The organism is Chryseobacterium lactis, assembly GCF_003815875.1.
GTDB lineage: Bacteria > Bacteroidota > Bacteroidia > Flavobacteriales > Weeksellaceae > Chryseobacterium > Chryseobacterium lactis.
The window spans coordinates 814,116-828,609 of the sequence record NZ_CP033924.1 but is presented as its reverse complement, the minus strand read 5'-3'; the positions used below and the strand labels follow the sequence as shown (position 1 = coordinate 828,609).

Sequence of the window (14,494 nt, the reverse complement as noted above, 5' to 3'; positions counted from 1 at the left end):
TTCATTGGTCAAATGGAATAATGCATAGGTGCCTTATTTCATTTATTTCCCGTCGAAGTTTTTTAATTCATCCACTGAAATTCCGAATGCATCGGCATATTTTTTCAGGGTGGTCTCGCTTAGTGTTTTAAAATTTTTGGGTTTAAAGTGTCTTTTTACCCTCCATTGCCATATTCCCACATAGGAAGAAAGCACGCCCATATCCATTTTATTGAGTTCCATAAAATAAACAATCGGGCTTACAATATTATTGGCAACGTTTTGCTTTGCCTCTTCAATTCTTTCATGAATGAGTTCCATGGATTCATCCAAAGCAGCCTTCTTTGCATCCCAGCCTGTACTGTTTGCCGTGGTATAGTTGTCGTTTTCATCCATTACATACAAGACTTCAGTCATGTTGGCGGATTTCAGATTGCTTTCGTCCTGAGGCAGGTCTTGTTTTTTCATCTAAATAATGTTTAATTTTTTTAGATTCCAGATGAAATAAGGTTCACCTGTTTTGATTCTTTTAATCAGGTGGCTAAAATAGTGAAAATACATTATATGTAAATCAGATCATTTGTTTCCGGCAAATAAATACTAAATGTTATTGTAATTCGGTATTGTCATGAGATTTGTGTGGCATTCAATTTTTTAGGACAATATATTTGTATTTTTACAACTCATCAAAAATGTGCGATAAATATCTGAACAATTGCAGTAGTATATGAAAATCGATGTAAAGTTTTATAAGCCATCCAATAATATCTTAAACAAATATATCGAAGGGTTTTATTTCATCTCCAAACAAAAGATTGAAAATCCTTTTAATTATCAGACCTTTCCAAACAATTATAACATTGTTTCTATTTATCTGAATGCAGCTGTAAAACTGGAAAAAGATAAAATTACGGTCTCTTCTGCTGACCAAAAATTTACGTCTACACTGGTGAAAAAATATATTACACCCGTAGAAGTCATCGTCAATGCTGTAGTGGACGAAATTACAATTTATTTTAAGCCTGCCGGGCTCAATTATTTTATAGAGGAGCCATCGTCTTTATTTGAAAATGACTTTAGCTATTTTAGTCCTTTTAATGATTATGAGGATGAAATGATAAATATACTTTTTACAAAAGAAAGAAGTCATCAATTGGAGTTACTGGAAAAATACTGGATGTCAAAGCTTATTAAAAAAGATCTTACACGTGTTGAAGATTGGCTGAAGGATATCAATTCCCAAATGAGCATAGAAGAAATAGCAGAAAAAAATCAAATATCCAGACAATACCTGAATAAAATGTTTCAAAAGTATGTAGGGAAATCACCTTCTGAATTTCGAAAAGTAAATAAATTTAGGAACGCCATTAACCAGAAAAGCAGTAATCCTAATCTTATAGGTTTATCATTGGATGCCAACTTTTATGACCAATCTCATTTCATCAGGAATTTTAAAGAACTGGCTAAAATTAATCCTGGATTATTTTTCAATAATGTTGACATTTCCAAAGAAAATATCTGGATGTTTAAAGAGTAGTTTCCATTTGTACAATTATAATCATGTTGCACTTTATATTTTTGTTCCAACCATTATAAAACAAAAATGAAACAAAAATTATTAGCGCTGCTACTTGTAATTGGCCTTTTTCATATAAAAGCCCAGGATTATCCTGTCAAGACGATTGAACTCAATGTAACTAAGGATTATGTGAAAATAGTAACACCGGTTGTAGAAGAAATCGGAAACAATACCATTGTCGGGCTTGGAGAAGGCACGCATGGAACCAAAGAGTTTAATGAAATACGAGCGGCAATCTCTAAAAATTTAATAACGAAGCAACATTTCAATATTGTATGTTTCGAGGCCCCGTATGGCGATATTTACTATTTGAATAAAGCTGTTAATTCCAATACAGATATTAAAACAGCAATGAAACAATATCTCATTTCTATATGGCAGACTAAAGAAATTGAAGATTTTCTGTTATGGATAAGAGATTATAATAAAAGGAATAAAAATCAGATTTTGCTTTCCGGAGTCGACTTTAACTTTACATTTAATTGTGTAAATATTCTTGAAAATGAGTTTAAAAATAACAAGGTATTAAAATTATTGACGGATAGTCTTCTGTTAAAAGCCAAATACCAGGATGAGATGTGGAACAAACAGAATGATAAAGGCTTTCGGATTGATATGCCGTCACTTATAAAGAATGGTACTCAGGCTTATGAATTAGTAGAGAATATTAAAGAAACAGTAAGGAAGGAAAATGTTGATCTATCCACTGAATCAACACTGGCATTAGAAAATATAAAACTGGGCTTTACTGTAATGTATGAAGCCAACAAAAAGAACTATGAGGTTTCCAGAGATCAGATGATGGCAGAAATGGTCATAAAAACCTATCAGTTATACAATAACAAAAAGGTTATTATTATAGCTCATAATGGGCATGTCTCTTTCAGATTTCCTTTTTCTGGAGATATGGGTATGGGCGGATATCTTAAAAAGCAGTTTGGTGAAAAATACTTTGCATTGGCAACATTAACATCCACCGGTACTTATAGCGCTACTTTAGATAATATTGACACTAATGATAACAAATATAAAGCCTATGAGCTTCCACTTCCGTTAAAAACCAGCTGGCAAAATTATTTTTCAAGTTTTAAAAATGAAAATTTTTATCTGGATCTTCGTAAAAACCATGGAAATCTTAAACAAAATTTGTCCTTAGCGTTATGGGGATACTTTTATCTGGATCCTGTAAAATATGAGAAGAATATATACACAGAAAAGATCAGTAATCTAAATGATTATTTTGATGGTATTATTTTCCTCAGAAAAACAAATGCTTCTGAGCATTTAAACTGATAGGGTAAACCTCACTAATAATAAGGAGCTGGATTTTTATAATTTGGCTCCTTTTTTATATTAATTAACCGCTCTTCTGTGTCCCTTTAAACATTTAGTATGCCTTCTGTGTGATCTACAAAATTCTTTTAGGAATGTAATACATCTACTGTAACAAGTGTATTGTAAATAAGACTAATGGTTTTAGAAATTTGGATAAAAATAACTAGCAAATAACAACTATGAAAAAGTTTTTTATTTCTGTTTCGCTTTTCTGTATGCTGAGCGCAATGGCACAGAAATTCGATACACAAAAACTGACGGATGCGCAGGGGTACACCTATGAAACGGTAAAGAACGACCAGGCGGGCGTAAGAGTGTACACTTTGAAGAACGGACTGAAAGTTTATCTGGCAAAGAATGAGGATGCACCGAGAATTCAGACTTATATTCCTGTAAGAACAGGTTCGAATAACGATCCAAGTGATAATACCGGTTTGGCTCATTATCTTGAGCATATGGTGTTCAAGGGAACATCACACCTGGGAACTCAGGATTGGGCGAAAGAAAAAGCTTTATTGCAACAGATCTCCGACCTTTATGAGCAACATAAGGCGGAAAAAGATCCTGTAAAGAAAAAAGAATTGTATAAAAAGATCGACGAAGTATCTCAGGAAGCATCAAAGTATGCGATCGCTAATGAGTATGACAAAGCAATTTCTTCATTGGGAGCTACAGGTACGAATGCGCATACATGGCTGGATGAAACGGTATACAAAAATAATATTCCGGCCAATGAACTGGAAAAATGGTTAAGAGTTGAAAAGGAGCGTTTTTCGGAACTGGTATTACGTCTTTTTCATACAGAACTGGAAGCTGTATACGAGGAATATAACAGAGCACAAGACAACGACGGACGTTTGGTAAACTACGCCTTAATGGAAGCTCTTTTCCCAAAACATCCGAACGGACAACAAACTACGATTGGGACTTCAGAGCACCTGAAAAGCCCTTCAATGATAGCAATCCATAAGTATTTTGATACGTATTATGTGCCTAATAATATGGCGGTAGTGCTGGTGGGAGATATTGATTTTGACAAAACTATAAAATTAGTTGATCAGTATTTCGGAGCTTTCAAATATAAGGAGCTTCCGATGAAAAAGATGGTTACTGAAGAACCGATGACCAAAATCGTTTCCAGAACAGTGAAAAGCCCGTCTACTCCAAGAATGACGATGGCATGGAGAACAGATTCTTACGGAAGTCAGGATGCAAGATTAGCAGATGTCATTGCAGAAATTTTAAGCAACAGTGGAGATGCAGGGCTGATTGACCTTAATATTAATCAAAAGCAAAAGACTCTTGGAGCGAGTGCTTATGAGTCCCCTTTCAAAATGTATGGTTATTTTGGATTGGTGGTAACTCCTAAAGACGGACAAAGCTTTGATGATGCTAAAAAGTTATTGCTGGATCAACTGGATCTTGTTAAAAAAGGACAATTCCCGGATTGGATGCTGAAAGCCATCGTTAATGATAAAAAGGTTCAGCGCATGAAAGGATGGGAAACCGCAGACGGATTGGCAACTGAGCTTTATGATTCTTATATCAAAGGAAGAACCTGGGAACAGGAACTGGATGAAATTAATCAGTATGAAAAGATTACGAAAGCTGATGTTGTAAAGTTTGCGAATGATTTCTTTAAGGATAACTATGTAGTGGTTTATAAAGAAAAAGGAGTGAATGATAAATTGGTTCGAGTAGAGAATCCAGGAATTACTCCGATTAAACTGAACAGAGAAGTACAATCTCCTTTCCTTAAAGATATTTTGAATACAAAGGTACCGGAGATCAAGCCTGAGTTTATCGATTATAAAACAGCGATTCAGACTTCGCAGATCAAAGACAAAACGGTAAGCTTTGTGAAAAATAAATATAACGAGATTGCACAGGTTAGCTATGTATTCCCGTTCGGAACAGATAATGATAAAGAGCTGTCTGTTGCAGGAACTGTTTTTGAATATCTCGGAACGGATAAATATACTCCGGAACAACTGAAGGAAGAATTCTACAAATTAGGTATTTCTTACAGCATCAGAACTTCCAATGACCAGATGTATATTACATTAAGCGGTCTTGAGGGCAATATGAAAAAAGGAGTGGAGCTGATGAACCACTGGATGACCAATGTGAAAGCTGATAAAGCAATTTACAGCCAAACGGTAAAAACAATCCTTGAAGCAAGAGCTGCCGCTAAGAAAGATAAGGTTAGAATTATGGGAGCGCTTTCAAGCTATGCTAAGTATGGAAAAGACTCCAGAATGACAGATATTGTTTCTAAGCAACGTCTTGAAAGTATAGATGCTGCAGAGTTGATGAAAAAGATAAAAACTTTGGGGCAGTATCCTTATCAGATATTCCTTTACGGTCAGGATCAGTCCGGATTGGAGAAAGCCGTTAAGCCTTTTGTTATCAATGCAAGTCTTCAGCCGTCAAAAGCTAAAGAATATGCGGAACCTGCCACTACAGGGAAGGTGTATTTCACCAACTATGATATGGTACAGATGGAAATGTCAAAAGTAGCGAAAGGAAGCACTGTGAATCTGAGTAATTTTGGAAAAGCTAATCTCTTCAATGAATATTTTGGAAGAGGGTTATCTTCCATCGTTTTCCAGGAGATCAGAGAAAGTAAGTCGTTAGCTTATACAGCCTATGTTTCTTATGCTAATGCTTCAGAAAAAGGACATGCCAACTACATTACCAACTATATCGGAACACAATCGAATAAGCTTCCGCTAGCCGTTAATGCAATGAATGAGCTGATGGTAGAATTACCACAAGTTCCGGCACAGTTCGAAAATGCAAAAGGTTCGGCACTGAAGCAGATTGCTTCCAACAGAATCAACAGAACCAATATTTTCTTTAGTCAGTTAGGATTGAAAAAATTAGGTGTTGACTATGATATCAGAAAAGACGTTTATTCTGAAATCCAAGGGTTAAGTTTACCACAATTGACAGGATTTTATAATACAGAGGTTAAACCTGTACAATACAATACTGCCATCATTGGTAAGAAAGAGAACCTGAATATGGAATCGATCAATAAAATGGGAGAATTCCAGGAGGTATCACTTGAAGAGATCTTCGGATACTAATATTCTAGTTTTAATAATAGGTAGAGTGGAGCAGAAATGTTCCACTTTTTTGTTTAAATAAAGGTTTTGTCTGATAGTGAATGTTCCACGGATTTGTAGAATGTTTCACGTGAAATAAATCTACTTTAAACACAAATGTCACTAATGAAATTGCACAAATATTCACAAATTTAATGGGGTTTAAACGCAAGACTTCGCAAAGGAATTATTATAACAGGTATTTTTGATCGCAAGGGCGTTTCACTCAGCGATGGGGAATTGAAATATCTTTGTTGGGAAATATTGTGGTCATATCAATAGGAATGGGCTTTAGCCCATTCAATAGAAAAGATAAAATCAATCTGGCTTTAGCCGAAACTTAAAGCTTAAACACAAATGTCACTAATAAAATTGCACAAATATTCACAAATTTAATTGTGGTTTAAACGCAAAAATTCGCAAAGGAATTATTATTGTAACGGGTATTTTTGATCGCAAGGGCGTTTCACTCAGCGATGAGGAATTGAAATATCTTTGTTGGGAAATATTGTGGTCATATCAATAGGAATGGGCTTTAGCCCATTCAACGGATAAAATAAATTCAATTGGCTTTAGCCAAAACCTACCCTTAAAACGCCCTATAAATTTTAGCTATAACAAAAAAGCCGCACATTACGTACGGCTTTACAAGTTTATAATTTTCTCTTACGATTTCACCTCCTGGATAAACAGATTAATCTCTGCTCTGATCAATAATTCATCATTGTTGAAGGTTTCACAGAAGATATGGCATATATTTTCAAACTGAGAAATGAGGGAAGCTTTTGAAATAATGGTGCTGCCAACTTTGGGAAGGGCAAAAATTTCAATTTTTTTGATATTGGTGATAAAGCCTATCACTTTAGTATCTGCTTCAGGGTTTTCAAAGAAGCTTTGTCCAAGGATTGAGGAGCAGGTTTGAGCCAGGTTTTCAATTAATCCAGATTCTGCAAATTCATCATGATGAACAAAGATGTTATCTTTTTTTATTTCAAAGGAAGTCATCACTTTTTCCTTGGTTAGCTCCAGAATATAATCTGCCATGAGCATGGGCTCACGATGAGGTAAAAAGTTGTGTATATTGATGATATTGTCTTCCTTAATTTCCATTTTCAGTTATTTTACAGCGGTTTTCATTTGTGATTTTGCAATCACTTCACCATTCAGCCTGGTAATAATATCTACCAGCGTTACTCCCATTACTTCGTTGAGGATGGTTACCTCAGATTTCAGCTGATCTCCGGCTTTAGGAAGGGTTTCTGCTTCAAAGGATTTGATGGCTCCGATGTATCCGGTTGGTGCATCTTTTCCCAGCAGGTAATATTTATATCCTGTGTGCAATGCTACGCTTTGTGCTTGATGTTCGATGAGACCGGAAGCCTGAAAGTATCCGTCCTGAACAAACAGGTTATCTTCCTTTATCTTAAATCCTGAAATAAGGTGGTTTTCAGAGTATTCCGACAATTCATGTACCATTACAAACGGAGCGCGTTGTGGAATAAGGCTTTCTACAAAATCTTGATCAGATGATGGCAGTTTGTTTTCCATTAGCAAACTGTTAATAAAGAACAAGAATACGCGAATCTTCCACTCTCAGGAACACAAAGAAGTACTTTTTCTCCTTTTTTCAATTTTCCTGAATTCATTAGTTCTTCCAATGCGATAAATATTGATCCGGCACCAATATTTCCAACATCAGAAAGGTTATAGAACCATTTTTCCCAAGGGAAATCCATTCCTTTTTTAGCGAATTCTTCTTTCAATCCCTCTTTAAAGTAACCAGAGGAGATGTGCGCCAATACATGATCGATTTTTTCAGGATCCAGATTGTGTTTGTCAAAAGAAGATCGTAAGCTTTCGGCTCCTTTTACCAGAATATATTTGTCAAGAATCTTAGTGTCCTGTTTGATGGCAAAAATAGATTGCTTCAACCAGTCATCAGACGGATAATCTGCCCATGATTTAAGGCTTCCGTCTTCCTGTTTGTCGCATCCGGCATACATACAAGCTTCGATTTCATGAGCGTAAGAATAGAAATCAATAAATTCTATTTTTAAAGAGATCTGGTTTTCTCTCGGTTTATTTTGTAATAAGAAAGCACCCGCTCCGTCAGAAAGCATCCATCTAAGGAATTCTCTTTTGAAAGCGATAATAGGTCTTTCTTCCAGTAATTTTAAATTTTCAGCTTCGTGATTGAATTTGTCGGCAGTCATCCACGCAGACATTCTTTCAGAACCTGCACAAACTGCACTTTCCTGTACACCGGCTCTCACTGAAAGGAATCCATAGTTCAATGCATTCATTCCGGAGTTACAGAGACCTGTTGCCGTATTAATTTCAATAGATTTTCCGATATTCAGCTCACCATGAACCATAGATGCATGAGACGGCTGAATCTGGTCCGGGGAAGTAGTTCCTACTGATAATAATTTCATATCCTCCTTTTTGAAATTTTCATCAAAAAGTCCTTCTATTGCTTTTGCTGTAAGCTGCGCATTGGAGTGCGTAGGATTTCCTTCTTTATCTAAAGCGTAATATCTTGTCGTAATTTTATTATTTCTCAGAATCAGTGATCTGGCTTTAGAAGGCGCATCATTGATAAGCCCAAGATAAGTCTCCATTTCATCATTCGCTACCGGCTCATTGGGTAAGTATTTTGATGCTTTTGTTATAAATACGTCGTACATTCTATTTTAAATTAATTCCTTGTAAATATCTTTTTTGCTTTTGTCTTTTAAACCAAAATATAGGGGTTGTGAGAAGGTGTAAAACCAAAACGACAGGTGAGATAATCCATATCGCTGCCATCAAATATACCTTAAAGAATTTTATTAGCAATGGGCGCTTCTCTTTTTTCTTTATAATCAGATTAGACCAGACGGTGAAAATTTTATTTCCAACCTTTTCAACCCGTACCAAAAACGGACGTATTTCAATGGCTCCATTTTTTACAAGATCAGGTTGAAGGCTGTTGAAATCGTTGTTTTTAAAATGCCTTTCAATGATTTCACCATATTTTACAGATCCGGCAATTTCTTCATCGGAAATACCGGCTGCAGGAAGTATACCCGACTTTTCTTTCTGGCCGGTCGTCAGCCAGCGGAGAATAGTAAGGACACTGGTATAATTATCATGTCGGTCTACCAGGGCGATATTTCCAACAAGTTTTGCTTTTAAATCTCTTAAATATACTTTTAACTTCTCCTGAGAAAGCATCCACATATTTCTTGTTCCAGAAATCGTCACAACGGGAGTGTCTTTAAGAATGTTCTCCGCATAACTGCTTTTAAGGAATGAAATAATAGGAATAGAAGGCGTAAGGTACCATACCTGATATCCAAACAGGATGAGGTCGTATTTTTTGCTGAGTACTTCCTCAGATGGGGGTAGCATTTCCTTTGGGATCTGCAGATAAGATTCAGGGAAAGTATTGAAAAAAACATCACCCGGCCACGGAAAAGGGAAATCTTCCTTTAGCTTAATATTATAATAGGTAACATCATATTCTTCCTTTTGGGCCTCAAAAGGCTTGGCTATATTTCTCACAATATCTTCCAGCTGGCCGGTTTGAGAATAATATATGACAAGTATGTTTTTTTTCATGGGATCTCTTTAGCGTTTACAAAAATATGTTTTTCATATTTATTATTTAGTTTTAAATACTTTTAATGAGTCAGAACTAAATTTTAATGTATAATTTTCACTTTCAAACTCCGGGCCATTTATATTTACAAAAATGATGGTTTCAGGTAAAATAGCCATATCATTGGGGTTAAAATGATCGTCTGAAATCAAGAGAACGTCTATGTTTTTATTGACTTCGGAGATATCCTTTATATAATGTAGCTTTCTTTTTTTAGCAAGATAACTGTGTGCAGCGGTTTCTCTTTTTTCGTCATTTTTGATAAGGGAGAAAATTCTTCGGCTGGCTTGATATAATGTTAATAATGCATCTTTTTGTCCAAAGTCATTGGCAAGATGAAGAATGTTGGCATCATTCGGAATATGTTTGTTCAGCTCAAAGTAAACCGATTTATTTGTGTTAAAATCTTTCTTTACTTCTTTTACCACATCGCTGTCTTTGTATAAATAGCTTAAGAATAATTGTTTTTTAAAATAATTTTCATCTTCAATCTCTGCTCTCAATTTTGCAAATTCGTCTCTGTAGTAAGCATTGATTTTCTTTGTTCTTTCCGAATAGTTTTTGCCAAAACTAAGGTTGTCTTTAAGGATTCTATCCCCAACTTTTACGGTAATGCTACCGTCATATATTATAAAATCTCCTTTAGGAAGTACTTCTGAATTCCCATGAATATAGAGTGGGAGAATATCCAGATCAAATTGTTCTGCAAGGTAAAAAGCTCCTTTATGAAATCTTTTGACATCATTGCTATAAGACCGTTCGGCTTCAGGGAAAACCACAAGAGAATATCCTTGTTCAATTTTCTCTTTCAGTTTGTCCATTCCATTTTCTATACCTTGTGAAACCGGGTAAAAACCTAATGCTTTTACCAGTTTTCCGAAAACAAGGGAATCGTATACCCAATCGTTGACCAGATAAATAATTTTGTGAGTCGCCATTGCAATGGCCAGTGTATCCAGGAAGGAGGTGTGATTGGCAATGATAACGGCCGGTTTGCTGAAATCTTCGGAAGTGTTTTTGATGACTCTTTTCTTTACAAAAGGATTTGAGTACAATACCGATGTTAAAAATTTAGCTAAAATAAGTTTAATAAAATCTAACGTTTTACCCTTGGAGTTTCTTACAAAGAAGCTGCCAAAAACGGAGAATATCAATCCACCCAATCCATAATATAAAAATGAAATAACAGAATTTAAAAACAATCTGAATGTAATCGGAGAAAGTCCTTTTTTTGCTCTGTTTGTAATTAGTAGTCTGAACCAGAAAGGGTAGAGGGTAGAAGTAATGATGATCACAGAAAACATTCCGATCAAAGCAACCAAAGCTAAAGAATGCAAAGCCGGATGTTTGGCAAAGATCAGCGATCCGATAGAAAGTATCGTGGTGAAAACCGCCAGTATAATAGATGTTCTGTAGGTTGGTAATTCATTTTTCCCTCTGGTATGTTCCTTTTGCATAGCCTGTGTCAGGAAAATACTGAAGTCATCGCCAACACCAAAAACCAATGTACACACCACAGTACTGAAGATATTTAATTCTAATCCTAAAAAATAAAGCAACCCTGCAGTGACCACTCCGGTTAAAACAATCGGAAACATGGTAAGAACCGTTAATTCAAAGTTTCTGAAGAAAACAATAATGGTCAAAACAATGGCCAGAAGAGAGTAATTAATCAGCGTATTGAAGTCTCTTTTCAAAAGGCCGAGAAAGTTTTCGTTCATCTGCTGCCGGTCAATGGCCAGAGCATCGTGTTTCTTTTCAATATCTTTAATGAAAGCATCCCTTTTATTTTCGTTAACTTTTACCACATTGGAAACGGTGTAAAAGCCGTTCTCATTACTCAGGAATTCTGAGATTTGCAGTGCTTTTACCTTTTCATAATCTTTAAGTGCTAAGGTAGAATAGTTCTTATTTAATACCTTCTGGAAATTATCAAATGCTGAACTATTGAATCCAAATTTGTTTCCGTTGCTTACCAATTGGGAAATGGTCTGGTTTTTTTTATTGTTATCCCAAAAGCTGTCCCAAGCTTTAATTTTCTTTTGCTGGTCACTTTCAGAAAGAACAACATTTCCAATCGAATTATAACTTAAGATTTTACCTTCTTTCTTCTCTTTTTCTAAAAAGGTGCTTAATTGTGAGTTTCTGGCCAATGCTTCTTCTTCGGAATTTCCATAAGATATGGTGTAGATCGATTTGGAAGTGATATCAGAGAGTTTCTGTAGCTTGGCTTCACTTATTTTAAGTTCTTTAGGAATATAATTCAGATCTCCGATGTCCTGATTAAAACCCACATGCCTGAATCCGAATAAGCAGGCAATGATAATGACAGTACACCCGATGATTAACGGTTTATTTTTCTCATACGGATAGGATCCGATCCGATCGATGAAATTGGTGTTGGTTTTACCTTCTTTTTCTTTAGGATGATAAAGCTGCGGAACAATGATTAATGCAGTGATTGACGATAAAATAACTGTAATAGCAGCGAAAAGTCCTAAATCTTTTAAAGCTTCAGAACGTACGAAGACCAGACATAAAAATGAAACCGCAGTAGTTGCACTACTAAGTACAATAGGTTGGGTTATTTCTTTATAAAGCTCTTCAATATTATTATTGTGCTTGTAATGGGTAAGAATATGCAGGGCATAATCTATGGTAATTCCTATAAGAATGGCGCCTACACTTAATGAAATTGCCGAGATTTTATCCTTTATGAAATACAAAATCAATAGAGCCAGCAAAACAGAAAATACGGTCGGAAGAAAAACAATGATCGGGGTAAAGAGATTTCTGAAATAATAAATCAACAAAATCAACAGCACTGTGAGGGAAATTACAACCGTATTCTGGATGTCTTTTTTGATCTGCTTGGCATTCGCAACAGCAATGACAGGAGAACCGAAATAACTGATTTCTGTTTTCCCTTTAAACTGTTTATTGATATCACTTTGTATCGTGTTCAGCCGATCTACAAAGGCTTCATTAGCTTTCGTATCGTTGCTTTTATTTTTAGGATCAATAAAAAGTAAAAGATTTTTTCCGTCTTTGGTGACAATATAGCTGTCTTCAAGCTTGAAATCTTTGCTGATGTTGAGTGCGTTGAGTTTTTTAATTCCTAAAAAAGTAAGTCCGAGTGGATCTTTTTTGATGAATTCTTTGGTCACAAGACTCGTAGGGGAAACCAATGATATGTAGTTGTTTTCAACTTGTTTGGCAATGCTGTCTTTATCGAGCTTACGAGCAATTTCCTTGTAATCATTTTCATTTAAAAACAGCGGTAAATTCTGGCTTACAAAATCAAATGTTTCTGAGATTTCATGATCATTTACCTTACCCTGAACCGAACCGATATATTGCTGCAAAGGCTCAATCTTTTGTAAAAATGTATCTGCTGTTTCCGAAAGCTGGAAGCTGTCTTCGCGGGATTTCTTTTCTATAATAACAATGATCTTGTCCGAAAAGTTTAATTGTTTAAGAACTTTGGCCGTAAGATCAGACTTTTCATTTTTAGGAATGATCTGATTGATGTCTTCTTCAAAATTGATTTTTGAAGCAAAAAATATGCACAAAACCGCAATCCCCAGCGCTGTTAATACAGAGATGATTTTGTTTTTGGAAATCAGATAATAGAGAAATATAAAAAATCGATGCATTACATGGTTAAATCAAGTCTGCAAATTTAAATTTTTAAGAATTAGTTCAAATAAGTTTTCGCTGAAAATCAATAAAATATTCTAGGCAGAATGAAAAAATATTCTACTTTTGCAAAAGTTCCCTTTTGATAAAATGTATTTTAAACCACAATTATTATTAAAAAATAAGAATCTGTTTTAGATATGTTGAAAAGAAATGATGAAAAAATAAACGGATTTCTATTTGTTGTAGTACTTCCGCTTCTGTTGTTTGCGATGTCCTATTACGGCTTTGAATCTTCCTACACAAGATTAAAAACATCAGAAAAAACGCCGGATTTTTTATTTACCTCCGTATATGCTTACAGAGTGATTCCCAATTACCTGAGTGTTCAGATGACAGGTCTCATGGAAATCCTTATCAATGGTCGTTTTTCTTTTTTTAAAGATTTTCTATCCAAGAACGGAACCCCATTTTATCATGGACTTTTTCTGATGAATAGTGTCTTCTTCATTTTATGTTCTGTGGTTTTGAATGCTATTTTTAAACTCAAATCACTGGAGGTGCTTTTATCCGTTAACGCAAGAAGGATCGTTCACCTTTTATCAATATTTTTTATTGTAATCACCCAATATGCTCCTACAAATTGCGATACTATTGCTCTTTTTTGTTATCTCACAGGAGTTTTTTTAACCTTGAAATATTTACATACCCAAAACAATATATACTTTTATCTTTTAACAGGTCTTGTTGTGATATCTACATTTGTTCGAGAAACAGCTTGTATTAATATTGCCTTTTTTGCTGCCGTATTTCTTAATATAGAGGATTTGAAAAAAGGTAATTGGCAGACTATCTGGAAAATAATACCACTGGTTATTGCTTTTCTAGTTCCTTATTTAGGATTGCGGGCAATGCTTGAGCAAAAAGAAACTACTTTTGTAGAAGGCTTTTATATCAACCGCAATTTCTCAAGTCCGTTCAATCTGGCGGGGCTGGTTTTTGCTGCTGTTGTACTTTATTTTATCTACAAACTTTGTATTACTCAGGAAAATAGAATTGTTTTTGGAAAATATCTTTTCTTTTCAATACCTTACCTTCTTATGGTTACCTTAGTGGGACTGTTTTGGGAAGTCAGGCTTTTTCTGCCTTTAATTCTGACGGGAATTGTCATCGCCTATCATCAATTTAAAAAAATAGTAGAGATTTAGC

General features: G+C 35.1%; 10 protein-coding genes. 4 read left to right on the top strand and 6 right to left on the bottom strand.

Annotation, left to right across the window (positions count from 1 at the left end; all coding sequences use genetic code 11):
• Positions 1-42 precede the first annotated feature (42 nt).
• Complete coding sequence (locus EG342_RS03480; RefSeq protein ID WP_103288429.1) at positions 43-447, bottom strand: hypothetical protein; 405 nt, start codon at positions 445-447, stop codon at positions 43-45.
• Positions 448-706: 259 nt separating this feature from the next.
• Between EG342_RS03480 and EG342_RS03475 the strand changes: the two genes are divergently transcribed.
• The 3 genes from EG342_RS03475 (at position 707) to EG342_RS03465 (ending at position 5,985) form a co-directional block, all read left to right on the top strand.
• The gene (locus EG342_RS03475) at positions 707-1,516 is read left to right on the top strand and encodes a helix-turn-helix domain-containing protein (protein ID WP_103288428.1); all 810 of its coding nucleotides are present in this window, start codon (positions 707-709) and stop codon (positions 1,514-1,516) included.
• A gap of 66 nt (positions 1,517-1,582) precedes the next feature.
• On the top strand, positions 1,583-2,851 hold the full coding sequence (locus EG342_RS03470) for an erythromycin esterase family protein (RefSeq protein WP_103288427.1): 1,269 nt from the start codon (positions 1,583-1,585) through the stop codon (positions 2,849-2,851).
• A 221-nt stretch (positions 2,852-3,072) separates the two neighbouring features.
• Complete coding sequence (locus tag EG342_RS03465) at positions 3,073-5,985, top strand: M16 family metallopeptidase (RefSeq protein ID WP_103288426.1); 2,913 nt, start codon at positions 3,073-3,075, stop codon at positions 5,983-5,985.
• 684 nt (positions 5,986-6,669) lie between these two features.
• Here EG342_RS03465 and EG342_RS03460 read toward each other — a convergent pair.
• From EG342_RS03460 to EG342_RS03440, 5 genes are read right to left on the bottom strand one after another with little or no spacing between them, the layout of a single operon-like run.
• Positions 6,670-7,113 (bottom strand): ABC transporter permease, encoded by a 444-nt coding sequence (locus EG342_RS03460; RefSeq protein ID WP_103288425.1) that lies wholly within the window; start codon positions 7,111-7,113, stop codon positions 6,670-6,672.
• A 6-nt stretch (positions 7,114-7,119) separates the two neighbouring features.
• Positions 7,120-7,551, bottom strand: a complete 432-nt coding sequence (locus tag EG342_RS03455) for a hypothetical protein (RefSeq protein ID WP_103288424.1) — start codon at positions 7,549-7,551, stop codon at positions 7,120-7,122.
• Entirely contained in the window at positions 7,551-8,690 is a 1,140-nt protein-coding gene (locus EG342_RS03450; protein WP_103288423.1) for a beta-ketoacyl-ACP synthase III, read from the bottom strand. Before EG342_RS03450 ends, EG342_RS03455 begins: the two co-directional genes overlap by 1 nt.
• 1 nt (position 8,691) lies before the next feature.
• Positions 8,692-9,606 (bottom strand): hypothetical protein, encoded by a 915-nt coding sequence (locus tag EG342_RS03445; RefSeq protein ID WP_103288422.1) that lies wholly within the window; start codon positions 9,604-9,606, stop codon positions 8,692-8,694.
• A 42-nt stretch (positions 9,607-9,648) separates the two neighbouring features.
• Entirely contained in the window at positions 9,649-13,302 is a 3,654-nt protein-coding gene (locus EG342_RS03440; protein WP_103288421.1) for an MMPL family transporter, read from the bottom strand.
• A gap of 183 nt (positions 13,303-13,485) precedes the next feature.
• Between EG342_RS03440 and EG342_RS03435 the strand changes: the two genes are divergently transcribed.
• Positions 13,486-14,493: a hypothetical protein gene (locus EG342_RS03435; RefSeq protein ID WP_103288420.1), complete on the top strand. Its 1,008-nt coding sequence runs from the start codon at positions 13,486-13,488 to the stop codon at positions 14,491-14,493.
• Position 14,494: the final 1 nt, after the last annotated feature.

Bases quoted from the DNA above. Each gene is read 5' to 3' on its own strand.
- EG342_RS03460 (WP_103288425.1), bottom strand. From the start codon at position 7,113: ATGGAAATTAAGGAAGACAATATCATCAATATACACAACTTTTTACCT.
- EG342_RS03455 (WP_103288424.1), bottom strand. From the start codon at position 7,551: ATGGAAAACAAACTGCCATCATCTGATCAAGATTTTGTAGAAAGCCTT.
- EG342_RS03465 (WP_103288426.1), top strand. From the start codon at position 3,073: ATGAAAAAGTTTTTTATTTCTGTTTCGCTTTTCTGTATGCTGAGCGCA.
- EG342_RS03435 (WP_103288420.1), top strand. From the start codon at position 13,486: ATGTTGAAAAGAAATGATGAAAAAATAAACGGATTTCTATTTGTTGTA.
- EG342_RS03445 (WP_103288422.1), bottom strand. From the start codon at position 9,606: ATGAAAAAAAACATACTTGTCATATATTATTCTCAAACCGGCCAGCTG.
- EG342_RS03475 (WP_103288428.1), top strand. From the start codon at position 707: ATGAAAATCGATGTAAAGTTTTATAAGCCATCCAATAATATCTTAAAC.
- EG342_RS03450 (WP_103288423.1), bottom strand. From the start codon at position 8,690: ATGTACGACGTATTTATAACAAAAGCATCAAAATACTTACCCAATGAG.
- EG342_RS03470 (WP_103288427.1), top strand. From the start codon at position 1,583: ATGAAACAAAAATTATTAGCGCTGCTACTTGTAATTGGCCTTTTTCAT.
- EG342_RS03440 (WP_103288421.1), bottom strand. From the start codon at position 13,302: ATGCATCGATTTTTTATATTTCTCTATTATCTGATTTCCAAAAACAAA.
- EG342_RS03480 (WP_103288429.1), bottom strand. From the start codon at position 447: ATGAAAAAACAAGACCTGCCTCAGGACGAAAGCAATCTGAAATCCGCC.